This window comes from Rhodococcus sp. NPDC055024 (genome assembly GCF_053608585.1).
The window spans coordinates 229,829-252,604 of the sequence record NZ_JBSGVT010000006.1 but is presented as its reverse complement, the minus strand read 5'-3'; the positions used below and the strand labels follow the sequence as shown (position 1 = coordinate 252,604).

The following is a 22,776-nucleotide window of genomic DNA, read 5'->3' as shown; positions in this document are numbered from 1 at the left end:
AATCGGGCTACGAGCGGCGTACCGGACGACCGGGCAACGCGTCCTCGAGCACGACACCGCCTTCGACGACGGGTACTCCGCCGACGAGCACGCGGCTGATTCCGGTGGAGGGGCGGGTGCCGTCGATGTAGGTGGCGTTGTCGGTGATCCGCTCGGGGTCGAAAACGAGGATGTCCGCGTCGCTACCGGGGCTGATCCGACCTTTCGACGCCATCGAGGGAACCGACTCCTCCAGAATCTGCGCGGGGATCAACGAGCAGCGCGCGATGATCTCCGACAGCGACAGCAGTTTGCGCTCGCGGTACAGGGTACGAATCGCACGTGCGTAGGTACCGGCGCCGCGGGGATGGCCGAGTGCCTTCTCCGGCAACGGCCACTGCAATGCATCGGCAGACGAACGGCCAGGCCAGGTCAGTGGCATCGCGTCGCTCGCGATGGCGGCGCGGTCGAAAGTCATCGCCCTTTCGAGGAACTCGCGCTGCACGGTGTCGTTCTCGTCGAGGAACTCCACCAGCACCAGTCCACCGGGGTCGGTTGCCCGAAGGTGTTCCAGCTGTTTGCGGTCCGCGATACGTTCACCGGTGGGTACGAATGTCAGCGATCGTGGTGTCAGATTCATCAGATGAAGTTTGTCGGGATCGAGAAACGCAGCGCCGACGGCCGTCGACCCGGAACCGTACGGATACGCTTCCGTCGTGACGCGTGATCCGGCAGCCTGAACTTGTGCCACCACCGACAACGCATGGTCGACGTGCATTCCCGAGGTGCTGTTGACGTGGCAGTAGTGCATGTGTGCGCCGGTTTCGGCTGCTGCACGGGCGATTTCGACGGCGCCGTCCACCGGGCTCGACGGATCGGCCGAGATGAGCGGGCGCGCATGGGTGTAGGTGGGAACACCGGCGCGGGCCGCGAGATCCGCCACCTGCAAGTACTCGGTCGGATCGGATTTCGGGGCGTACCCGACCACCACACCGATACCGAGAGCGCCTGCGGCCAGATCGTTTTCGAGAAGTTCGAGAATGTGTGCACGCTGCGAGGCAGAGGGTTCGCCCTGCCAGCTCGGGGAACCGAGATGGTGCAGGAGCGTTCTGATGTCGCCGTCGGGATCGGCTCCCGAGAGTTCGATCATTCGGGCGTGAGCCCACGACGTCGCGTAGCCGTAGTTGATCGGGCGGCCCTCGGCGCCGGCCCGCGCATATGCTTTCGCGACAGGAATGACACCGGCTTCCAGTTCGAGGGCCGTCGTGACTCCGTCCAACGCCTGAAGTCGCTGCTCGGCGATTTCCTGTCCGTGGCTGTGCAGGTCGATGAATCCGGGGCAGATCACCTGACCGGTCACGTCGATCGTCTGCCGGGCTTCGATCGCGTCGTGACCCCACGCCGAGACCTTGCCGCCGGTGATCGCGATGCCCCGAACCTCGTCGGTTCCCGATGCGGGATCGACGACGCGGCCGCCGGTGAACACGATGTCGTGGACCTGCATCAGAGTTGCACTCCTGTCGTTGGTCGAACCGCCTGGCCCGGCGAATGTCCCGATGGTTTCACGGCTCGGGTATCGGATTCTGGTGTGAACGTCCCAAATGGAGGCCGACTCACCGTTCGAGCGGACAAGAAACGGATGCGCTCGAGTGTGAAGGTGAAAGCGAAGTTATCAATTCAGCCGATTGAGATCGATGGAGGACAGGAATGCACGTCTATATTTCGGTGGACATGGAGGGTATCGCGGGTATCGCGACGCTCGATCAGACGATCCGCGGCGGTGGCGGCTACCACCGTGCGCAGATGCTCATGACCGCCGAGACCAATGCTGCGATCGCCGGTGCGTTCGACGCCGGTGCGACGAGCGTCCTGGTCAACGACAGCCACGGAACGATGGACAATCTGCTTCACGCCGACCTGGATCCACGGGCGCGTCTGATCTTCGGAACACCGAAGATGCAGTGCATGGCGGAGGGACTGACGTCCGATCACGACGTCGCCCTGTTCGTCGGCTACCACGCACCCGCCGGTGGCCCCGGCGTCCTGGCACACACGTTCTCGAGTTTGTTCGCGGACGTCCGCCTCGATGGCAAGTCCGTCTCCGAGACCGACGTCAACACTCTCTACGCTGCGACGCAAGGCGTTCCCGTCGGCCTGGTGACGGGTGACGACATCATCTGCGGCCTGGTGGACGCGGCCTCGCCGACCACGGAGACCGTCGAGGTGAAGAAGGCGCACGGTTGGTCGGCAACCAATTCGCTGCCGCCGTCGCTGGCGTGCGAGCAGATCCGAGCAGGCGCCGAGCGTGCAGTGCGCAAGGCCGACACACTGAAGCCGGTCGAGCTGCGTGACGAATGGACCCTTGAGATCGTTCACCCCACCACCACGGGAGCTGAACTGGCCGAGGCTGTTCCCGGCTCGCGACGGATTTCGGATCGTACGATTTCGCACACACTCGGCAGCGTCGACGACATTCTCGGTCTGATCACTGTCAATGCTCGGCTCGCGGCCGCAGGCGTCTCGACGATCGTGGCAGTCGCCAATCGCACGTAATGCAGTAACGACTCGACCTCGAATGCCGCCGACACCGTGTGTGTCGGCGGCATTTGTCATCTGTTGGGGCAGAACATGTTCCGATCGACCAAACGTTGCTTCGGGTATTGGTGGGACGAACCAATGCGGTAGACGTGTTCGCTGTCACACTTCATCAGGCTTTCAATGTTCTAGTCCATGCGGCACAAGACAATCCGGGAGGCTTGATGAAGGCGGAACGCGTCACAGTCGAAGAACCATCGCACACAAGTGGTGGAGCGGTTCGAAAAATGATGGACAACAAGTCGATTCGACGCACAACCACCGTTACGGTGGGACTGCTCAGTACGATCTGGTTGATCGACATGGTGGATCGTGTGATGATCGGGCTTGCGCTTCCGATGATCGGCGACGAATTCTCGCTCAGCAGTACGCAGTTGGGTGGCGTGGTCTCGGTATTCGCGATCTTCTACATGCTCGGGCAGGTCCCCGGCGGCATGCTGGCCGACCGCTACGGACCCCGGCCACTGTTGATCGTGGCTTTGATCCTGTGGTCGGTGTTCACCGCATTGACAGGGTTCGCGTGGGGTCTCGTCTCGCTGATGGTCATGCGTGCGATGTTCGGCATCAGCCAGGGGCTCTTTCCGGCTGCGTCGTTCAAGGCGTTGGCAGAGCGGACGCGTCCGAAAACCAGAGCAACCGCGATGGGTTTCATGCTCGGTGCCAACAATCTCGGCCCCGGCGTCGCACCGCTGATCATCGCGCCGGTTCTCATGGCGGTGGGGTGGCGTGACGCGTTCTGGCTGGTGGCGATCGTCGGCGCCGTGATCGGCACGGTGGTGTGGTTGGTGCTGCCGGCACCGTTGGACACGGAAATCTCGGAAGATCCCGAGGCTGCGCTGCAACCGCTGGCGAGTGAGCACTCGCGCGCCGCGGTGTTCAAGTCCGCGTCGGTCTGGAAGTTTGCGATTCTGTTCTGCTTGGCCAACATGTCCGCGTACGGGCTGATGACCTGGGTGCCGAGTTATCTGCTCAACGACAAGGGGCTCTCGCTGATCGACACGGGGATCTTCGCCGCGATCCCCTTCATCGTCACGGCGCTGGCCACGATTCTGGGCGGTCGATTGGTGGACAAGTACTTCCACGACCGGGCCCGGATCCTTCTGGTTCCGTGTATGGCCACGTCGGCAGTCCTGTTGTTCCTGATGACCACCGCTGACACCGTCGCGATGTTCACGTTCTACGAGACGTTGGCTCTAGGCATCAGCGGTCTGTGTTCGATGTCGATCTTCGCGATGCCGTTGCGGGCACTTCCGGCCGAATTCCTTGGTTCCGGAATGGGTTTGATCAACGGTTGTGGTCAGTTCGCCGGTTTCATCACCCCGCTCGTGATGGGATGGATGGTGGACCAGTTCTCGTACATGGCTGCATTCGGAGTCCTGGTCGGAGTTACGAGCGCTGCCGCATTGGTGGCCATGATCGTTCCGCAGACCCCGGCGAAATTCTGACAAGGAGACCGAAGATGTCGGCAACGGACGGCACACGAAAGATCGAAGACGACGTCGTCACCGATTTTTCCGGGAAGATGAGTTACGGGGCCTACCTCGGACTCGATACCCTCCTGGATTCGCAGCATCCGGTGAGCGATCCGGAGCACCACGACGAACTCTTGTTCATCATTCAGCACCAGACCAGCGAGTTGTGGCTCAAGCTGTTTCTCCACGAGATACGGGCGGCCAGAGCAGCTATAGCTGCCGACGACATCCGGGTCGCTTTCAAGCGCATCGCGCGCGTCAAACACATTCAGGCCACACTGACCGAGCAGTGGTCGGTGTTGGCGACACTGACGCCGGCGGAGTACGCGGAGTTCAGAGGCGTTCTCGGTAACTCGTCGGGGTTCCAGTCGTACCAGTACCGCGCCGTGGAATTCGTGCTCGGAAACAAGAACGCGGACATGCTGAAAGTCTTCGAATCGGATCCGTCTGCCCACCAATTGTTGGAAACCTTGCTCGGGGAGCCGACACTGTACGACGAGTTCTGGCGATACCTGTCCAGGCAGGGCTACGACGTTCCGGCGTCGGCTCTCGAACGAGACGTCAGCGCGCCCTACGTGCGCAACGACGAGTTGATTCCGCTGGTCAAGGCAATCTACGAAAACGTCGAACAGCACTGGACGGCGTACGAGGCATTCGAGGAGTTGGTCGACCTCGAGGAGAGCTTCCAGTTGTGGCGGTTCCGGCACCTTCGGACGGTGCTGCGGGTGATCGGCATGAAGAAGGGGACCGGTGGATCGAGTGGTGGTGCCGGGTTCCTGCAACGAGCGTTGGAGTTGAGCTTCTTCCCGGAGCTCTTAGCCGCCCGAACCGAGATCGGAACCTGACATACCTGCTTCATGACACGGCTGCCTATTACAGGCAGTCGTTCGTGGCACACGACGAATCCCGGCCCGAAGGACAGGAGTCTTCGACAAGATCCAACCGGGGTGGTTCGACCAAGCTGAACTTGCGAAGTTGCAAGTCGGTGACAGGAGAGCGTCGGAGTGGACAAGAAGACAATGGTGGCGGACCTGGCGGCACTGGTAACCGCCGAGTCGCCCAGTTCCGACCTCAGCGCAGTCGATGCGTGTGCGGACGTGGTGGCCCAGATCGGTGAACGCCATCTCGGGAGCGCACCGGAACGTATTCGCATCGACGGTCGTCAGCACTTGCGTTGGTCCTTCGGCACGGAACCGAAGGTGATGCTCCTGGGCCATTTCGACACTGTCTGGCCGCTCGGAACGCTCGCGGAGTTGCCCTGGTCGGTCACCGACAACATCGCCACCGGACCCGGAGTCTTTGACATGAAGGCCGGCATCGTCCAGCTCTTCCACGCGCTCGCATCGCTTCCGTCGCTCGACGGGGTGGTCGTGCTCCTCAATTCCGACGAGGAAATCGGCTCCCCGACCTCGCGCGCACTGATCGAGGAGCAAGCACGTCAGGTCGACGCGGTGCTGGTCCTCGAGGCCGCCGCCGACGGCGCGGTGAAGACGGCACGCAAGGGCATGTCGCTGTACTGCGTCGATATCGAGGGACGCGCTGCACACGCCGGACTGGAACCGGAACGAGGTGTGAACGCTGTCGTGGAGCTCGCACATCAGATTCAGGCGGTTGTGGAGCTCGCGGACCCGGCGGCGGGCACGTCGGTGGTTCCGTCCGTGATCAGTGGCGGCACGACCACCAATACCGTTGCAGCGCAAGCGCAACTGTGGTGTGACGTTCGCATGTGGTCGGCGAAGGAGCAGGAACGCATCGACCGTTCGATCCGTGCACTGACACCGGCGCTGGCCGAAAGTCGAATTTCGGTGTCCGGAGGGCCCAACCGTGGACCACTGGAATCAGCGTCTTCGGAGAAGCTGTACTTTCTCGCTCACCAGGTCAGCAGTGAGAGCGGTTTGGGGATGCTGCGCGACTGCGCCGTCGGCGGTGCCTCGGACGGAAACTTCACCGCTGCAGTCGGAACCCCGACGTTGGACGGCCTCGGTGCCGTTGGCGGTGGGGCCCATGCAGCCACAGAACACGTAGAGATAGATCAGATGATCCCGCGCGCCACGTTGCTGGCCGGTCTGGTGACTCGAGTCCTGGAGGGAGGACTGTGACGATGACGTCGCCGAACAATGTCCAACGCAAGATTGCTCAACCGGTGGGAGGTGTTTCGCCTTCGCGGATGCGTCAGGCGATCAGCCAAGCCGAACAGGCAGCTCTGCTTGCGTGTGTGACCATCGAAACCGTCACCGGGCATGCCGAGTTGGAACAGGTATTCGGCTTGTTCGAGAAGGTATGGCAGCCGGAGAGCGGAAATCCGCCCGTACACCGGGACATGATGAAAGCACTCTCGCACTCCGGTAATTACGTCGCCGGTGCTTTTCGTGGCGGAGACCTGATCGGCGGCTCGGTTGCCTTCTTCGAAGAGCCACAACATCGTTCGTTGCATTCGCACATCACGGGGATTCTCCCGAACGTGCAGAACGGGCACATCGGCCTGGCGTTGAAACTGTTCCAGCGGGCGTGGGCACTGGAACGGGGAATTCTCCACGTGCGGTGGACTTTCGACCCGCTCGTCGCGCGCAATGCCTATTTCAACGTCTCGAAACTCGGTGCGTTTCCGGTCCAATATCTGCCGCGTTTCTACGCGCCGATGAACGACAGCCTCAACGGCGGCGCAGACAGCGACCGGTTGTTGATCGACTGGGAGATCGGTAGCAGCAAGGTTTCCGACGTCGTCGCCGGTTCGGGAGAAGTCCCGACTCCCGAGTCCTTGGGGGCGAGCGAACTGCTGTCCGTCTCCGAAGCCGGCCTGCCCGTGTTGAAGTCGACGAAGAATCGTTTTGTCACGGTGGCTACGCCGAATGACGTCTACGCACTGCGTAAGTCGGACCCGGCGGCGGCGAACGATTGGCGGCTGGCCGTCCGCGAAACTCTCGGGGGCGTGCTCGCCGAGAACGGAGTGGTTCTCGCCGTCACCAGAACCGGAAAGTACGTGCTGGACCGTGCGCCGGGAACACAGGTCGGCAGGACAACAGCGGAGGCTACATCGTGAAGATCGACGGAGTTGAATTACGCCGGGCGGCAATGCCGTTGAAGGCGCCGTTTCGAACCTCGTTCGGCACCGAGACCACCAAGGACGTGTTGTTCGTCAAGGTCGTCACCTCGGAGTCGGAGGGCTGGGGCGAGTGCGTAGCGATGTCCGATCCTCGCTACTGCTCCGAATACACGGACGGCGCCGCCGAAGTCCTTCGCAAGTTCCTGATTCCGTCTCTGGGTGAACTCACCGATCCCGACGTGCACGCACTGAGCGCGACGATGGAACAGTTCGCCGGGCACCCGATGGCCAAAGCTGCCCTGGAAACCGCCTTCCTCGACGCCGAATTGCGCGCCGCCGGGACGAGCATGTCCTCGTATCTCGGCGCAGTGGTCGATCGGGTACCCGCGGGTGTTTCGGTGGGTATCAAGAATTCGATCGACGAACTGCTCGACGAGGTGGGCGGCTTCCTCGACGCCGGATACCTACGCATCAAACTGAAAATCGAACCGGGCTGGGACATCGAGCCGGTTCGCGCAGTCCGCGAGCGGTTCGGCGACGACGTACTCCTCCAGGTCGACGCGAACACCGCGTACACCTTGGCTGACGCGCGCCATCTCCAGCGGCTCGACGACTTCGACCTCCTGCTGATCGAGCAGCCGCTTCCCGAAGAGGAACTGCGCGGCCATGCCAGGTTGGCCGAGATGATGCGGACGCCCGTCTGTCTAGACGAGTCGATCACCTCCGCCAAGGTCACTGCAGACGCGCTGGCCATCGGCGCGTGCAGCGTGGTGAACATCAAACCGGGACGTGTCGGCGGTTATCTCGAATCGCGTCGAATCCACGACGTCTGCAAGGCCAACGGAATTGCCGTGTGGTGCGGCGGAATGCTCGAGACCGGAATCGGCCGGGCCGCCAACGTCGCTCTTGCCGCGCTCCCTGGATTTGTCCTACCAGGCGATACGTCAGCCTCCGACCGGTACTTCGCCGAAGACATCACTGAGCCGTTCGTGCTCGACGACGGTTACGTGAAAGTTCCGGAAGGACCGGGCATCGGCGTCGAACCGATCCCTGACCTGCTCGAAGCAATTACCACGTCGGTCGAATGGATCGGTATGGATCGGCTTTGACGAATCACTATGACACACTTCGTTCACAGGACGAAGGAGTGATAGACGTGGGCACCGTACGACCTCGCATCAGTTTGGTGCGGCTTCTCGAAGATGTGGGAACTACGGTGCTGAATCCGGTTGTCGGCGACCCGGAGGCGGTCCAGGAGATCGCCTCGGTGGTCATTCACGACCCCGACGACGACTCACCCTCGACGGCTGACTCCATGGTGCTGCTGGTCGGGATCACCGGCGGTCAACGTATCGCGGAGTCCGTGGCCGGCCTGGCCGAGCGCGGAGTGCGCGTGGTGGTCGCGCGGGTGACCACCGAGGTCAGCGATGCGGACCGCGAATCCGTCATCTCCTCCGGTGTCGTCCTGTTGGCTCTGTCGCGTGGAGTTTCGTGGGTTCAGCTGACAAGCCTGCTTCATTCGGTGCTCTCCGCCCGAAACGAAGTCGGGCACATCCACTCACGCGGAGGTGGACCGGCCGGCGATCTGTTCGCCTTCGCCAACGCCGTCAGCGCACTCTTGGATGCCCCGATCACGATCGAGGACCGAAGCTCACGGGTCATCGCCTTCTCCGGCCGCCAGGAAGAAGGAGACGGTCCACGTATCGCGACCGTTCTGGAGCGGCAGGTTCCTGACCAGTACATTCGAGTGCTCGAAGAGGCAGGGGTCTTCGACCGGCTCTATCGCAGCGACGATCCGGTGTGGGTCTCTGCCGAGACCCTCGGTACCAAAATGGGACGTATCGCCGTGTCCATCAGAGCCGGCGACGAGTTCCTCGGCTCCATGTGGGTGGCAACCGGTGAGCCGATGTCCGAGGACCGGATGCGTGCACTGCGCGATTCGGCCGGGTTGATCGCGCTGCAGATGTTGCGGTTGCGCGGCGGCGCCGACGCCGAGCGTCGACTGCGCGCAGACCTGATCGCAACCCTGCTCGACGGTGGGTCCGGTGCGGTCGACGCGATGAATCGCCTCGGCCTCGGGACCGGTCCCGCACTCGTGATGGCCTTGGGCCGTAGGTCTTTCGAGGGATCGTCGAAACCGGACGACGCCGCCCACGTGGTGCGGCTGACCGACGCTCTGGCCATGCATCTCGGCGCCGTCCACTCGCAGTCGGCGGCTGCATTGGTCAACGGAACCGGCTACGCGGTGCTTTCTGTGCGAGGGCATTCCCCCGCAGAAGCCGAGCTGCAGGCGTTCCGTGTGGCTTCGGATTTCCTGGATCGCACCGGAGCGTCCGGCGACACGATCATCGGGATCGGCCGGGTCGTGACCAGACCGGCTCAGTTGAGCCGATCGAAGCGCGACGCCGAACATGCCCTCGAAGTGTTGTTGGCGGGACGAGCGTCGGGCAGCGTCGCCACTTTCAGCAGTGTCCACGTCGACGCCATTCTGTTGGAGATCGCGTCGGAAGCTGCAGCCGAAGGATTCTCGGACCTCGGGCCCATCGAGGCGATCGCCAGCCACGATGCTGCCCATGCGACCTCGTTCGTCGACACCCTCGATGCGTGGCTCAACGCCTTCGGTGACGTCGGTGACGCAGCGGCGTCATTGCACGTGCACCCCAACACCTTTCGGTATCGACTCAGCAAGTTGAAGGGTATGGCCGCGTTGGATCTCGACGACCCCAACGTCCGCTTCCGGTTGATGGTGCATCTTCGTCTGCGCGGTCCACGCTAGTTCGAAAGTCGAAAAATGCGGGTCGCGCCGGCTTCTCGGCGCGACCCGCATTTTCGTCGGTGGGTTCAGATCAGCTGTTGTTGCGGAGAGCTTCGACAGCGATGCGGCCGACGGTTCCGATGGAAGCGTCGATCTTCGGGGCGCGATGGGTGAGCTCGTGGGACTTGGTGAAGACACCGACGGCATAGCGCTTGCCGTCCGGGTACACCACGACGCCGGCTTCGTTTCGTACCAGTCCCAGCGTTCCGGTCTTGGCAGCGACGGTGACCTCGTCGGGGAAGCCAGATGAAAGGCGGTGCGGCCAGACCTGCTTGCTCATGATCGTTCGGACCTCTTCGCAGGCCGAAGCAGGGCCGGCTTCGTCCCGCCAGATTGCAGCCAGCAACATTGTGATCTCACGAGGAGTGCTGGAGTTGGAGCGGGCCGGATCCATGATGGAAATCGTCCGGAGAATTTCGATCGGGGGGTATTCCAGCAAGGTTTCCTTGTCGACTCCGAGGTCTTCGTAGACTGTTTTGAAGAGACCGCGGCAGTCACGTACCAGGTTGGTCTTCTCCAAACCGAGCCCGCGCAGCGTCGCGACGATGTTGTCGAGTCCGAGACGCTCGTACAAGAAATCAGTGGCGGCGTTGTCGCTGAAGCTCATCATGAGCAGAGCGAGATCTCGCCAGCTGGCGGTGACATCGTCGGCGCAACCGCCGATACCGATGCCGCCCGAGCGGAACTCGGCGGTCACCGTGGCGTGCTCGGTCGGATCAAGGGTGCCTGCCGCTACTTCACGTGCGTACTGGAGTACGACAGGAATCTTGAACACGGAGGCGAGGATGACACCTTCGTCAGCGCCGTAGCCGAACTCTTCGCCGGAATCGATGTCGCGCGCGTGGACGAACGCATCTGTCTTCGCTTCGGCCAGCACAGCAGCGATCTCCTGCTGTGCGCTCTCAACGTACGTGGCGGTGTCGGTCATTCGAGAAGCCCTTTCGTCGGTATCCGTATATCTGGGTTATTCGTGGATCTGACGATAGTGAGTCGGTGCCGGAGGGTCTTGTACGAATCGACGAAGGTTGGCCCACGGTTCGGTGCTGATACGCCGAATCATCCGGGCGTCGGGGTGTTCTCCAGATCAGGAGGCGTACGTTTCGAGCCGGCAGCGGACAAGGCTGTCGAGATCCCCGCGGCGCTTGTCGGAGACGATGCCTGCCAACAGGAGAGTGAACAACTCGTCGATACGGTCGTTCAAATCGCTTCGCCTGGTGAGTACGTTCGAAACCAGTTGGACGCCGGTGAATGCCGAGATCGCCACGCGGCCCACAGATTCCGGCTCCACGTCGTCGCGGATATCGCCTTCGCGCTTAGCAGCGTCGGCCAGTTTTCGAAGTTCGCGAATCCACGCGAGGTACGGACCTTGTGAACCGTCGGCAGATGCCAATTCGAGGGTAAGCCGGACTCCCGCACGAACAATCGGGTCCGCGACAAGCTGGCGGCCCATCTCGTGGCACACCATGACGAGCTGTTCCAGTGCCGGTGCGCCTGTGGCTGCAACTGCGGTGAAGGCGGTGATCGAGATCTGGTGCTGTTCTTCGATGACAGCTTGAGCCAATTCGTCTTTGGACGAGAAGTGGAAATAGACCGCGCCCTTGGTCATCTGCGCCGCGGACACGATGTCGTTCATGCTCGTGCTGCCGTACCCCGTGACTTCGAACCGATCGGCAGCGCCACGAAGAATCTGACGCCGACTGATCTTGGCACGTTCCTGCATTGCTCCCTTGTCCTCCGACTGTTAACACGTGAACTAGTTTTAGGGCCCTAGGTCCCGGACCAGCGCCTCACGGTAGCAGCGAAACTCGTGCTCGCGCGACAGCGCGAAACGGACTGTTCGGTGTGCAATCGCAGGTCACGGTCGGTAGGAGCGACAAATGCGACCGCCGCAACCTCCGTTGGAGGCTGCGGCGGGGAGTCCAGTTATCGGCCAGCGAAATTCGGTCGAAGGTACGCGATCAACGAGTCGAGACAGTTGCCTCGAAGCCGAGGTCGCGTAGTGCCGACTTGAGTTTGGTCTGTGCCTCGTCGAGAGATTCGGGTGACGGCGAAGTGTCGGCGCCACTGATGTCGAAGTTCCCCATGTCGTATGCGGGGAAGACGTGAACGTGAAGATGCGGAACTTCCAGACCTGCGATGAGGAGACCGGCCCGAGGCGCGTCGAACGCCTTCCTCACAGCCTGACCCAGGGTGCGGGCAACCGCGGTGACCTTGGCAAAGAGTTCAGGATCTACGTCCTGCCACTGATCGACCTCGGCGCGCGGTACGACAAGTACGTGACCCTGCGTTACCGGTGCGATGGTCAGGAACGCGACAACGTCGTCGTCCTCCCACACGAAACGTCCTGGTAGATCCCCGTTGATGATGGCGCTGAAGACTGAAGGCATACCCCGAGATTAGCCCGCGTCCGGTTGCCAGGAAACTCCCAGGCTGGATGCAGGTTCGTCGGAGCCGGCCCGACAAATCTAGGACGCATGACGACAGAAGCCATGCAGACCGCGGGCAGCACGGACGCAGGGGAGCTCTCCGCGACGACTGTAGTGCTGGACGTGGTCGTCCCGGTATACAACGAAGAGGCGGGCCTCGAGACGTGCGTGCGCCGCTTGCGCCATCATTTACGCACGCAGGTGCCATTTTCTGCCCGAATTACCATCGCGGACAACGCCAGTGTCGACGGTACGTTGGCGCTCGCTCGTTCCCTCGTCGAAGAATTCGACGACGTCCGGGTCGTGCACCTGGATGCCAAGGGCCGCGGCCGAGCACTGCGGCAGGTGTGGAGCGATTCCGACGCGGACGTGGTCGCGTACATGGACGTCGACCTCTCGACTGATCTCAACGCCCTGATGCCGTTGATTGCTCCGTTGCTTTCGGGGCACTCGGACATCGCCATCGGTTCTCGGTTGGCACGTTCGTCCCGCGTGGTCCGTGGCCCCAAGCGTGAGTTCATCTCGCGTAGTTACAACCTCATTCTCCGAAGCGCACTGCATGCTCGCTTCTCCGACGCTCAGTGTGGTTTCAAAGCCATGCGCGTCGACGTTGCGCGACAACTACTTCCGCTGGTGGAGGACACCGGATGGTTCTTCGACACCGAATTGTTGGTGCTGGCCGAGCGGGCCGGGATGCGAATTCACGAGGTCCCCGTCGACTGGGTGGACGATCCGGACAGTCGGGTAGACATCGTCGCCACGGCAGTCGCCGACCTCAAAGGTGTGGTGCGCGTCGGGCGAGCACTCTCGACCGGCTCACTCCCACTGGCCGAGCTCAGGGCGAGTTTCGGACGTGAACCGTTGGTTCCGGGTGTTCCGCGAGGCATGGTCGGGCAGCTCTCACGCTTTGCAGTGGTGGGGGTCATTTCTACGCTTGCGTACGCGCTGCTCTATCTCGCACTGCACTCGATTATGGGTGCGCAGTGGGCCAATGCCGTCGCATTGTTGGTGACCGCGGTGTTCAACACCGCCGCCAATCGCGCCTTCACCTTCGGGATCCGGGGGTCGGAAGGATCCGCCCGTCACCAAATGCAGGGCCTGCTCGTATTCGGGTTCGGCTTGCTGCTCACCAGCGGATCGTTGTTCGTGCTCGACGTGGTGGCACCCGATGCGTCCAAACACGTCGAGCTTGCAGTACTTGTCATTGCCAATCTTGTTGCCACAGTGAGTCGATTCATCGCACTGCGCTGGGTGTTTCGCACCGCACAACCCGTAGGAGCCAATCGATGACCGCCACAGCAGAGAGACTCGCCGCGTCGGTTCCGGCGCCGGAACCGCAGCGTCGGGTGCGCTGGGAACCGTGGGCGCTCGGAGTGCTGTTGGTGGGGACCGGAGTCGCCTACATCTGGGGTCTGGGTGCATCCGGATGGGCCAACTCGTTCTATGCCGCTGCGGTACAGGCAGGTTCGGTGTCGTGGAAGGCCTTCTTCTTCGGTTCTTCGGACGCTGCCAACTCGATCACCGTCGACAAGCCGCCGATGTCCCTGTGGTTGATGTCGCTGTCGGTTCGCATCTTCGGACTCAACTCCTGGGCGATGTTGGTGCCGCAGGCACTCCTCGGGGTCGGATCGGTAGCGCTGTTGTGGGGAACGGTTCGACGCTACTTCGGTGCCGCTGCCGGACTCCTCGCCGGTTTGGTGCTGGCGCTTACTCCCGTAGCAGCGCTGATGTTCCGGTTCAACAACCCGGATGCCCTGCTGGTGCTCCTGATGATCGCAGCAGTGTGGGCGATGATGCGCGCCGTGCAGGACGGCCGGACCCGCTGGCTCGTGTTGGTCGGCGTCTTCTGTGGATTCGGTTTCCTGACAAAGCAATTGCAGGTCATGTTGGTGGTTCCGCCACTGGCACTCACCTATCTGATCGCCGGACCGCCGAAACTGGGTAAGCGGGTCCTTCAACTGTTTGCTGCACTGGGCGGGTTGATCGTCTCCGCCGGATGGTGGTTGGCAATCGTCGAACTGTGGCCGGCCGACTCACGTCCTTGGATCGGTGGTTCGCAGAACAATTCGATTCTCGAGCTGACGCTCGGTTACAACGGGCTCGGACGCTTGAGCGGCAACGAGACCGGAAGCGTCGGCGGCGGCGGAATGCGCGGTGCTGGTGATGCTGCGGCCGGCGCTGCTGCGGGAGGTTTCCCCGGAATGGGCGAGGCAGCAGGTGGCATGACAGCAGGCGGTATGGCACCAGGTGGTGGAGCCGGCGGCGGTATGTGGGGGAGTACCGGCATTACCCGACTGTTCGAATCTGCCCAGGGCGGGCAGATTGCCTGGTTGATTCCTGCCGCAGTGATACTTCTGGTGGCTGGAATCGTGCTGCGAGGCAGGGCTCCGCGCGTCGACACACAGCGCGCCTCGTTCATCGTCTGGGGCCTGTGGCTGTTGGTGACCGGACTGACCTTCAGTTTCATGGCGGGAATCTTCCACGCCTACTACACCGTTGCGCTGGCGCCGGCGATCGCCGCACTGATCGGTTCAGGATCCGTAGTGGCGTGGCGTCACCGTGACGTCCTCTGGGTTCGCATCATTCTGGCGGTGTCATTGGCCGCAACCGTCGCGATGGCGTGGGTACTGCTCGGACGTTCGCCTTCATTCGTACCGTGGCTCCGGTGGGCCATTCTGGTAGTCGGCATCGTCGCTGCCGTGGCAGTGCTGATTCCGGCGGTGTCGAGAGGTCGACTGGCCGTGGCAGTGATTCTCGCGGCGATCTTCACCGGTCTGGCGGGTCCGACTGCCTACGCAATCGACACGATCAACACTCCGCATACCGGTTCCATAGTTTCGGCCGGACCGAGCGTCGAAGGTGGAATGGGCGGGCCCGGCGGCGGCCGTGGAGGATTCGGCGGATTCGGTGGCACGGCTGATGGCGGCAACCGTCGGACGGACGGAACGCCACCTGCAGGAATGGGCCAGATACCCGGTGGTGCAACACCTCCAGGTACCACCACATCGACCACTGACGGAACGCGAGGCGCAATGGGAGGCGGCGCTGGTGGTCTACTTCAGGGCAGCACGCCGGGAGCAGCTGTTGTGTCCACACTTGAAGTGAACTCCGACCAGTTCATGTGGGTAGCCGCGGCAATCGGGTCCAACAGCGCCTCGGGCTATCAGCTTGCGACGCAATCACCGGTCATGGCTATCGGAGGGTTCAACGGCAGCGATCCGTCCCCGACGCTCGCGCAGTTCCAGCAGTACGTTGCAGAGGGCAAGATTCACTTCTTCATCGCCGGCGGCGGGATGGGTGGCGGTATGAACGCCGAGGGCACCGCTACCGCTATCTCGACATGGGTGACCGAAAACTTCACCGCCACAACAGTGGACGGAGTTACCCTCTACGACTTGACGGTTGGGGGCTGACCAGCACGAACGCACACCAGGTCCGCATCGGAGGAGCACTTCCGATGCGGACCTGGCTGTGTTCTGTTGTGCCTGAGAAGCTGTTCTCAGGTTTTGAAGGTGGTGTTCGCCGGCCTGGGGTGCTGTCCGGGGTCGATCGAGGGCGGCGGGATGAACCACGGTTTGTTGTCGACACCGATCCGGATTTCCCACTTTCCGACGAACCCCGATTTGCGGTGCATCAACCGGTGATGCGAACGGCACAGCAGGACAAGGTTGTTCATCACCGTCGGACCACCGTTCGCCCAGTGCCTAATATGGTGCGCATCCGTCCACGCCGGTACGCAAGAACACCCCGGGAACGCGCAGCCCTTGTCGCGGGCAATCAACGCCACTCTCTGTTCCGCGCTGACCAACCGTTTCCCAGGTTTCGCATCCAACGGCGCGCCGTGAGCGTCCAGTAGAACAGTCGACAGGAAACAATCACACCCCAACAACCTCGTCTGCGACACCGACAGCGGCCCGAGCCACGGCATATGCCCGACATCAAGATCCGACCGAGGCTCTCCACCGTCAGAAGGCGCGGCGGCGCAATCCCGATGCTCAGCGAGATCGCGAGCATTGATATGCACGTTCACATGCGGACGCTGCCCACCATCAGCACCGGTCTTGGCGCAGTCCAGATATCGGCGGATCAGTTCGGTGAACCCGTCCGCGGTCCGCTTCGCCGCCGACCGGGCATCGGGAGTTCCATCGGGTGCTGGGGTCGGCATCGTCAGATTCGACAACGCCGACAGCAGCATTTCGCCGGTGAGAGCGTCGAAATCACCGCGCACCACTACCCGACCATTAAGTGTCGAGGCGATACGCAACTCATTGAGATCCACGTCTTCAGCCGGCGGAATCTCATCGGACTCGAACACCCGCTCCAAGGTCGCGATGACATGCCGCACCTTCGTCGTCGTCGCCTCTATCCCCGACGCAGCCGCCAACAACAAATCGATGCAGCGAGGCAACGCTTCCTCCGGCATCCCCTTCGGCGGGGATTCACAGAACGCCACGATCAAGACGGCGTGATCGAACGAGCAATCCCCGTCATCGAAGCCTGCTGCCACGGCCGGGAACGGCCGTAGCGCGGCGCCCAGGGCGGCGATCTTCTTCCCGTCCCGAACCTGCAGCATCGTGTTGGCCGCCAACCATGCACCGACGCCGCGGGACGCGATCACCTGATCGTCCGGACGCATCGAGAGTTCGTCCACCACCGCCACCCGAACGGCTTCGAGCCGCAGAATCTCCGCACTCGCCGACACCGCAGCCTCACGCAACTCCGCAGCAGACAACTGCCACAGGCGTCCGCGTAACCCCACCGCAGAACCCGACACCACGTCCGACAGATAGACACTCATTGAATCCCCCGATCCCCTCCCCAAAGCATACTCGAACATGCGTTCGAGTCAAGGGTCAATTTCGTTGGGGCTGGGGTGTATTGCTCGAGGTGCCAGATGAGACTGTTGTTACCGCGGGCTCTCGAGTCGATGAGAGACTGAACCGTGCCTGATCGACCTGAGATTGTCTGTATTTGCGGCTCTGCCCGATTCGCTGAAGAGATGCGGGAGGTGAACCGTGACCTGACGTTCGCAGGCGTCATCGTCGTCGCGCCGGGTGAAGCAGGCGAGGTGATCTCTGTCGAGCAGAAGGCACTGCTCGACGCGCTCCACTTGCGCAAGATCGACCTGGCTGATCGGGTTCTGGTCGTCAACCCAGGCGGATACATCGGCGAGTCCACGCGCCGAGAGGTCGCGTATGCGCGCGCCACCGGCAAACCAGTGTCGTTCACGGTGCCGTTTGATCAGTAAGCGCCTCTTTGGTGCAGGCGGCAACGAAACAGTCCAGATTCCCGACTGCTGCGCGAGGGAAAGTGTTCTCCAGTAGCCGAGCCCACACGCCCTGCTCGGGCCACCGCTAAGCGCGAATGACGTCGAGGTCGTGGACCGTGTCGCAGCAGGCGTCGAGTAATTCGCGATCATGGCTGATGAGTAGTACGCCGACGTCGGTTTCGGCGGCGCGACTCTCGATCAACCGAGTGAGCGCGGCCGTCGTGGCGGCGTCGAGCATCGCCGTCGCCTCGTCGCAGATGAGGTATTTCGGCTGTTGTGCCAGCGATCTCGCGAGGCAGGCGCGCTGCAGTTGGCCGTCGCTGACCTGGTGTGGTCTGCGGGACAAGAGATCGGGGGTGAGGCCCACTTCTGCGGCCAGCGCGGCGACATCGATTGTCCTGCCGGCAATATCACCGGGTTGCCCGATGATCGAGGCGAGCGTCTGCCGAGGGTCGGTCGATGCACGAGGCGACTGAAACAGCATTGATACCGTGCCGCGTAACGCCGAAGGTACCGAGAATTTGGTACCCACGACGGGTGATCCGTCGATCCGCACCTCGCCTGACCATGGTGCATCCAGTGAGGCGAGAATTCTTGCAAGTGTGGACTTTCCGGTTCCCGACGGCCCGGTCAGGCCGATCAACTTTCCCGACGGAATCTCGAGGGAAATGTTTTCGAGCACCGGTCGGTTTCGGTGGTACCCACTGGTGATTCCCAATGCCTGCAGACTCATGTCAGCCCACCTTCCGCAATGTTCGGTACGTGCGTTCGCCGAGGGTTATCAACTCGGTCGGTCCACCGGACTGTTTCGACGCCGGGCGTCGTAGGTGATAGACGCACTCGTCGGGGAGATCGGTCAGTTGCGGTGGCGAGCCGGGGATCGGATTCAAACCGCGGGAAGGTAAGGCGCCGAGCAGGTCTCGGGTGTAGTCGTGGAGTGGATCCTGGAACACCAGAGTAGCCGGACCGGTTTCCATGATGCGTGATGCGTACATGACGGCAAGTCGATCCGCGACGCCGCTGCGGGTAAGGGATGTCAGGTCGTGGGTGATGAGCAGGACTGCCGCCCCGGCGTCCGCGCACTCGCGAAGTAGGCTCATGACGTGGTCGGTGAGTTCGCGGTCGAGGTTGGCGGTGGGTTCGTCAGCCACGATCACCGATGGATTCCCGGCCAATGCACCGGCAATGGCGACGCGTTGCGCCATGCCACCCGACAGTTCGTGTGGGTAGCATTCCAGAGCCGAGGGCTCGAGTCCGACGCGAAGCGCCAAGCCGTCACAGGTGTGATCGCTGCCGAGCGCGTCGATGGTTTCTTGCAGTTGCGATCTCGCAGTTCGAACGGGGGTGAGATGTGTTGCGGCAGATTGCGGAACGAGCGCGGCATACCGCCCCCGGAACGCGGTGCCGGAGAAGACATCGATCTCCTGGTCCGGGGTACCGACAGTGACCGTTCCGGTTCGAGTAGCTGTCGGCGGCAACATGTTCATGACCGAGGTGGCGATGATCGACTTGCCACACCCGGATTCGCCGACGAGTGCGGTCACGGTGCCGGCCGGGACCGAGAGGTCTATGTCGCTCGCGGCGCGGACTACGGATCCTCCGGGTAGAGGGATCCGGACGGTGAGGGATTCGATGCGTAGGCCGTGGTTCACAGTCGCAACTCCGAAGGTCGTGGGGGAGTGAGCATCGACCGCAGGGCCGAACCGGCGACGGCAACTGCGACGGTGGCGATCACGAGGACTGCGGCGGGGAATACCAGCGTCCACCAACCGCCGAGGAGCAGAGAACTGCGTGCCTCTTCGAGAAGCGTTCCTAGACTGGGCTTGTGCGGGGGAAGGCCGAAACCCAGGAAGGACAAAGTCGATTCGTGCCAGACGGCGTGGGGTAAGAGGAGAACAACCGCGATCAAGGCCTGCGGCGCCGTCGCCGGCACGAGGTGTCGCAGGATCACGTGACGCCGACTTGCCCCCGCCAGAATGGCGGCGTCGATGTACGGTCGTTCGCGCAGACTCAAGATTTCGGAGCGGATGATCCGGGCCACTTGGGTCCAGTGGGTCAGTGCGATCGAAAGCACTATGGCGGCAATGCTTCCGCGGAACATCGCGACGATGACGATGCCGAGCAACAGGTGGGGGAGTGCGTTGACGGCGTCGGTGCCGCGCATGACGAACCTGTCCACCCAGCCGCCGACCAGCCCAGCCGTGGTACCGACGGCGACGCCGATCACCGTGGCGAGCAGCGCGCAGGCGAGTGCGATGAGTAGTGAGGTTCGAATGCCTGCAGCTATGCGCACGAACAGATCTCGTCCCGCAGAGTCCGTTCCGAACGGGTGATCGAAGGATGGAGCCAGGCGGGCCGCCGAGAAGTCGGTGACTCGGTCGTCGACGTCGGCCAACCATGGGACCAGCGCCGCGTACAGCGCAACGAGGATCAGCACGCCGAGGGCGATCTTGAAGCGTCGCTCAGCCATCGGTACTCACTCTCGGGTCGAGTACTGCAACCAGGACGTCGGCAAGTAGTGAACCGAGCATGACCGTCAATGTCGTACCGACGGTGAGGAATGCGAGTAGGGCCATGTCGAGGTCGCGGGCAGAGGAAACGATGGCGCCGGCGATCCCCGGCCAACTGAAGACCTCTTCCACCAGCACTGCCCCGACTATCAGTTCGGGCAATCGCACGCCGACGATGTTCACGAAGGGCGCCAGTGACGTCGGCAGTATGTGGCGCTTCGTAATGGTCGGCGTCGGGATTCCGCGCGCTACTGCGCCCGCCACAAACCCTTCGCCTTTCGAACCCACGACGGATTCTCGGACGGCGAGGAGGAGCCACGGCATCTGCGAAATGGCGAGCACCGTCACCGGTAGGACCAAGTGTCGGACGACCTGTCCCGGTGTGGGATCGGCACCCCCGTCGGTCAGTCCGGCGACCGGGAGCCAGCCAAGAGTCAAAGCGAAGAGCGCGATGGCCCCCAGTGACAAGACAAACGGCGGAAGTCCCTGAACGACGACGCTCAGCCCGGACACGATCTTGTCCAGGAATCCTCCACTGCGGATTCCGGCGAGAACACCGAGTGCCAGCGAGGCGAGAATCGCGATGACGAGTGAGATGCCGACCAGCAGCAGGGTCCACGGCAGACGCTCGGAGATAACCTGGGAAACAGGCTGATTGAACGATCTGGAGATCCCGAGATCGCCGGTGAACACACCCTGGAGCCAATTCCAGTACGTGCTGTACCAGGGGTTGTCGAAACCCATCTGATCGGCGATCAACGCTTTGTCCGCGTCGCTGGTCGTCATGTATCGCGTGCCGAGATAGCCGACCAGAGGATCGAACGGTGAAATTGCCGCGGCGGCAAAGAGTCCCGCGGACACCACGGCGATCACCGGCACGATGAACAACACCCGCCGACCGACCATCGTGAGGATGGCCTTTCGGCGGGAGTTGTCACGGTGGCCCCGCGACGCCGGCGCGTCTGCCCGAACGTCGACCGCTGTCATTGCCCTCGGGCCCACGTCTGCAGTGACCACCACGGGCCCCAGGTCACACCGTGTGAGTGTGGCTCGAGTACCGGTCCGGACATCTGCCAGTCGGAATCCTTCGATACGTACGTATGGTCGAGGAAAACGAGGATGACAAATCCAGGATCTTCGACGTACGCCTGCTGAACGTCGCGATACGCGGCGTCACGCGTTGCCGGATCGAGGCTGCGGCGTCCTACTTCCAAGCCTGCGTCGACTGCTGGATTGGAGTAGTCGCTGGCGTTGTCGTAGATGCTGCCGACCCCAGGTGCGATGTACCTCGAGTTCAGCGCGTCGTACGCCTGTGTGTCAGGGTCGAAAGGTTCGTCGCCGCCGCCGAGAAGTGTTGAATCCTGGTTGATGCGAGGGTCTATGCGGTCCCAGGAGAGCGCTTCGAGATCCACCTCGATGCCGACGGCGAGAGCGTCGGAGGCGAATGCCTGAGCGAGATCACGTCGGACGGTGTCGACGGAGTTGTACATGATCGTGAACTGCGCGCGCCGGCCGTCTTTCGAACGGATTCCGTCGGCACCTTCGATCCAGCCGGCCTCGGTCAGAATTCGCTCGGCCTCGGCCGGGTCGTAGGCGAAGGTCGCGTTCGGGTTGTACGAGTCGCCGTAGACCTCGGGGATCGGAGTGGCGGCAACTCTGCCGTGTCCGCCCAGGACGTTGTCGATCATCGACTGGCGATTGGCGGCGAGGTTGAGCGCCATACGCACGGCTTTGTCGCCTGCGACGGGATTGTTCGTGGGGAGTGAGAGGCCGCGCCAGTCTGCCGACTGATGGGCTGTCACGGACATGTTGTCTTTGCCTGAGAACGTATTGGCAAGCAGTGGAGGGAGATTGGTTCCGTCGATCTCACCGGACACCATTCGTTGGGCGCGGGTGTTGTCATCGGGAACGTAGAGAAGAGTCAGCTTCTTGATCTCCGGCGCTCCGTCCCAGTAGTTCTCGTTCGCCTCGAAGACCGCTCGATCCGGTGAGAGGTCGACGAGTGTGTACGGACCCGTACCGACGGGCGCAGTGTTCAACGGTGACTCGGCGGCCAGTCCGGGTGTCGCGAGGAACTCCGAGGGAACCATACCGATCAGCATCTTCGTCAGCAACGGCGCATACGAGTAGGCGAGGCGAAACTCGACTGTGCTGTCGTCGACGGCCACGACATCGCTGATCATGTCGTACGACGACCGTGCCTCCGAGGCGGAAGCGGGATCGAGGATCGCCTGGTACGTGGCAACCACGTCGGCGGCATCGAAGGTCGATCCGTCGGAGAAGGTGACCCCGTCACGGAGCTTGACCGTCCAGACTGTCGCATCGGCGTTGGCCGTCGGCATCTCCGCGGCCAAAGACGGCTCGAATCCAGGCATGCCGGTGCCGCCGGTGAGCCGGACGAGACCGTCGTACATCTTGGCTTCACCGGCAGCACCGAAGCCTGCGACCGGGTTGTAGCCGCCCAGTTCGTAGCCATCGGCCAAGACGAGGCCGTCGTTGTTGCCCGAAGAGTCGGTGCCAGTCGGGCTACTGCACGACGTGATCAGAAGTGCGCCGATTGCGGCGGTTGCGGTGAGCGTCAGAACGCCTGGTTTGTGGAGTTTCACGGGAGTCCTTTCCTCGGTGGACAGGTGTCCGAAAACATCTGTTCACCTATTCAGGTATTCA

At 62.5% G+C, this 22,776-nt stretch carries 20 protein-coding genes; 10 read left to right on the top strand and 10 right to left on the bottom strand.

Annotated features, from left to right (window positions below):
- Positions 1 to 7: 7 nt before the first annotated feature.
- Complete coding sequence (locus tag ACWF6P_RS15650) at positions 8 to 1,483, bottom strand: amidohydrolase family protein (protein WP_452621589.1); 1,476 nt, start codon at positions 1,481 to 1,483, stop codon at positions 8 to 10.
- A gap of 203 nt (positions 1,484 to 1,686) precedes the next feature.
- On the opposite strand from ACWF6P_RS15650, the gene ACWF6P_RS15645 reads away from it, so the two are divergent.
- From ACWF6P_RS15645 to ACWF6P_RS15615, 7 genes are all read left to right on the top strand, one after another.
- Positions 1,687 to 2,532 (top strand): M55 family metallopeptidase, encoded by an 846-nt coding sequence (locus ACWF6P_RS15645; protein ID WP_007734371.1) that lies wholly within the window; start codon positions 1,687 to 1,689, stop codon positions 2,530 to 2,532.
- Between the two features lie 269 nt (positions 2,533 to 2,801).
- A complete protein-coding gene (locus tag ACWF6P_RS15640) occupies positions 2,802 to 4,019 on the top strand; it encodes an MFS transporter (protein WP_452621588.1) in 1,218 nt (405 codons plus the stop codon).
- 14 nt (positions 4,020 to 4,033) lie between these two features.
- Positions 4,034 to 4,891: a tryptophan 2,3-dioxygenase gene (locus ACWF6P_RS15635; RefSeq protein ID WP_452621587.1), complete on the top strand. Its 858-nt coding sequence runs from the start codon at positions 4,034 to 4,036 to the stop codon at positions 4,889 to 4,891.
- Between the two features lie 159 nt (positions 4,892 to 5,050).
- Positions 5,051 to 6,145 carry a M20 family metallopeptidase gene (locus ACWF6P_RS15630; RefSeq protein WP_378448990.1) on the top strand — a complete coding sequence of 365 codons (1,095 nt, stop codon included), beginning with the start codon at positions 5,051 to 5,053 and terminating at the stop codon, positions 6,143 to 6,145.
- Positions 6,146 to 6,147: 2 nt separating this feature from the next.
- Positions 6,148 to 7,086: a GNAT family N-acetyltransferase gene (locus tag ACWF6P_RS15625; RefSeq protein WP_452621586.1), complete on the top strand. Its 939-nt coding sequence runs from the start codon at positions 6,148 to 6,150 to the stop codon at positions 7,084 to 7,086.
- Positions 7,083 to 8,198, top strand: coding sequence for an o-succinylbenzoate synthase (gene menC, locus ACWF6P_RS15620; RefSeq protein WP_452621585.1), 1,116 nt, complete (start codon positions 7,083 to 7,085; stop codon positions 8,196 to 8,198). Before ACWF6P_RS15625 ends, menC begins: the two co-directional genes overlap by 4 nt.
- Before the next feature lie 47 nt (positions 8,199 to 8,245).
- Positions 8,246 to 9,865 (top strand): PucR family transcriptional regulator, encoded by a 1,620-nt coding sequence (locus ACWF6P_RS15615; protein ID WP_378547702.1) that lies wholly within the window; start codon positions 8,246 to 8,248, stop codon positions 9,863 to 9,865.
- Positions 9,866 to 9,935: 70 nt separating this feature from the next.
- Here the strand turns inward: ACWF6P_RS15615 and ACWF6P_RS15610 are convergent, their stop codons facing one another.
- The 3 genes from ACWF6P_RS15610 to ACWF6P_RS15600 form a co-directional block, all read right to left on the bottom strand.
- Positions 9,936 to 10,832, bottom strand: coding sequence for a serine hydrolase (locus ACWF6P_RS15610; RefSeq protein ID WP_378535290.1), 897 nt, complete (start codon positions 10,830 to 10,832; stop codon positions 9,936 to 9,938).
- 156 nt (positions 10,833 to 10,988) lie between these two features.
- Positions 10,989 to 11,624, bottom strand: coding sequence for a ScbR family autoregulator-binding transcription factor (locus ACWF6P_RS15605; protein ID WP_378535293.1), 636 nt, complete (start codon positions 11,622 to 11,624; stop codon positions 10,989 to 10,991).
- Between the two features lie 238 nt (positions 11,625 to 11,862).
- Complete coding sequence (locus ACWF6P_RS15600; protein ID WP_019747035.1) at positions 11,863 to 12,291, bottom strand: HIT family protein; 429 nt, start codon at positions 12,289 to 12,291, stop codon at positions 11,863 to 11,865.
- A gap of 87 nt (positions 12,292 to 12,378) precedes the next feature.
- On the opposite strand from ACWF6P_RS15600, the gene ACWF6P_RS15595 reads away from it, so the two are divergent.
- Together ACWF6P_RS15595 and ACWF6P_RS15590 are read left to right on the top strand one after the other, a co-directional pair.
- Positions 12,379 to 13,620, top strand: a complete 1,242-nt coding sequence (locus ACWF6P_RS15595; protein WP_452621584.1) for a glycosyltransferase — start codon at positions 12,379 to 12,381, stop codon at positions 13,618 to 13,620.
- Complete coding sequence (locus ACWF6P_RS15590; RefSeq protein ID WP_452621583.1) at positions 13,617 to 15,743, top strand: ArnT family glycosyltransferase; 2,127 nt, start codon at positions 13,617 to 13,619, stop codon at positions 15,741 to 15,743. The genes ACWF6P_RS15595 and ACWF6P_RS15590 overlap by 4 nt, the downstream gene beginning before the upstream one ends.
- Positions 15,744 to 15,829: 86 nt before the next feature.
- Here the strand turns inward: ACWF6P_RS15590 and ACWF6P_RS15585 are convergent, their stop codons facing one another.
- Positions 15,830 to 17,128: a DUF222 domain-containing protein gene (locus ACWF6P_RS15585; RefSeq protein ID WP_452621582.1), complete on the bottom strand. Its 1,299-nt coding sequence runs from the start codon at positions 17,126 to 17,128 to the stop codon at positions 15,830 to 15,832.
- 201 nt (positions 17,129 to 17,329) lie between these two features.
- Between ACWF6P_RS15585 and ACWF6P_RS15580 the strand changes: the two genes are divergently transcribed.
- Complete coding sequence (locus ACWF6P_RS15580) at positions 17,330 to 17,578, top strand: hypothetical protein (protein WP_452621581.1); 249 nt, start codon at positions 17,330 to 17,332, stop codon at positions 17,576 to 17,578.
- A gap of 106 nt (positions 17,579 to 17,684) precedes the next feature.
- Here the strand turns inward: ACWF6P_RS15580 and ACWF6P_RS15575 are convergent, their stop codons facing one another.
- From ACWF6P_RS15575 to ACWF6P_RS15555, 5 genes are read right to left on the bottom strand one after another with little or no spacing between them, the layout of a single operon-like run.
- Positions 17,685 to 18,332 carry an ABC transporter ATP-binding protein gene (locus ACWF6P_RS15575; protein WP_452621580.1) on the bottom strand — a complete coding sequence of 216 codons (648 nt, stop codon included), beginning with the start codon at positions 18,330 to 18,332 and terminating at the stop codon, positions 17,685 to 17,687.
- A gap of 1 nt (position 18,333) precedes the next feature.
- Complete coding sequence (locus ACWF6P_RS15570) at positions 18,334 to 19,251, bottom strand: oligopeptide/dipeptide ABC transporter ATP-binding protein (protein WP_452621579.1); 918 nt, start codon at positions 19,249 to 19,251, stop codon at positions 18,334 to 18,336.
- On the bottom strand, positions 19,248 to 20,069 hold the full coding sequence (locus tag ACWF6P_RS15565; protein ID WP_378535310.1) for an ABC transporter permease: 822 nt from the start codon (positions 20,067 to 20,069) through the stop codon (positions 19,248 to 19,250). Before ACWF6P_RS15565 ends, ACWF6P_RS15570 begins: the two co-directional genes overlap by 4 nt.
- Positions 20,062 to 21,096: an ABC transporter permease gene (locus ACWF6P_RS15560; protein ID WP_378547832.1), complete on the bottom strand. Its 1,035-nt coding sequence runs from the start codon at positions 21,094 to 21,096 to the stop codon at positions 20,062 to 20,064. The genes ACWF6P_RS15565 and ACWF6P_RS15560 overlap by 8 nt, the downstream gene beginning before the upstream one ends.
- Entirely contained in the window at positions 21,093 to 22,715 is a 1,623-nt protein-coding gene (locus tag ACWF6P_RS15555) for an ABC transporter substrate-binding protein (protein ID WP_452621578.1), read from the bottom strand. The genes ACWF6P_RS15560 and ACWF6P_RS15555 overlap by 4 nt, the downstream gene beginning before the upstream one ends.
- Positions 22,716 to 22,776: the final 61 nt, after the last annotated feature.

Coding starts and splice junctions, on each gene's coding strand:
- ACWF6P_RS15650 (WP_452621589.1), bottom strand. CDS start 1,483: ATGCAGGTCCACGACATCGTGTTCACCGGCGGCCGCGTCGTCGATCCC.
- ACWF6P_RS15645 (WP_007734371.1), top strand. CDS start 1,687: ATGCACGTCTATATTTCGGTGGACATGGAGGGTATCGCGGGTATCGCG.
- ACWF6P_RS15640 (WP_452621588.1), top strand. CDS start 2,802: ATGATGGACAACAAGTCGATTCGACGCACAACCACCGTTACGGTGGGA.
- ACWF6P_RS15635 (WP_452621587.1), top strand. CDS start 4,034: ATGTCGGCAACGGACGGCACACGAAAGATCGAAGACGACGTCGTCACC.
- ACWF6P_RS15625 (WP_452621586.1), top strand. CDS start 6,148: ATGACGTCGCCGAACAATGTCCAACGCAAGATTGCTCAACCGGTGGGA.
- ACWF6P_RS15610 (WP_378535290.1), bottom strand. CDS start 10,832: ATGACCGACACCGCCACGTACGTTGAGAGCGCACAGCAGGAGATCGCT.
- ACWF6P_RS15605 (WP_378535293.1), bottom strand. CDS start 11,624: ATGCAGGAACGTGCCAAGATCAGTCGGCGTCAGATTCTTCGTGGCGCT.
- ACWF6P_RS15600 (WP_019747035.1), bottom strand. CDS start 12,291: ATGCCTTCAGTCTTCAGCGCCATCATCAACGGGGATCTACCAGGACGT.
- ACWF6P_RS15595 (WP_452621584.1), top strand. CDS start 12,379: ATGACGACAGAAGCCATGCAGACCGCGGGCAGCACGGACGCAGGGGAG.
- ACWF6P_RS15590 (WP_452621583.1), top strand. CDS start 13,617: ATGACCGCCACAGCAGAGAGACTCGCCGCGTCGGTTCCGGCGCCGGAA.
- ACWF6P_RS15585 (WP_452621582.1), bottom strand. CDS start 17,128: ATGAGTGTCTATCTGTCGGACGTGGTGTCGGGTTCTGCGGTGGGGTTA.
- ACWF6P_RS15580 (WP_452621581.1), top strand. CDS start 17,330: ATGCGGGAGGTGAACCGTGACCTGACGTTCGCAGGCGTCATCGTCGTC.
- ACWF6P_RS15575 (WP_452621580.1), bottom strand. CDS start 18,332: ATGAGTCTGCAGGCATTGGGAATCACCAGTGGGTACCACCGAAACCGA.
- ACWF6P_RS15565 (WP_378535310.1), bottom strand. CDS start 20,069: ATGGCTGAGCGACGCTTCAAGATCGCCCTCGGCGTGCTGATCCTCGTT.
- ACWF6P_RS15560 (WP_378547832.1), bottom strand. CDS start 21,096: ATGACAGCGGTCGACGTTCGGGCAGACGCGCCGGCGTCGCGGGGCCAC.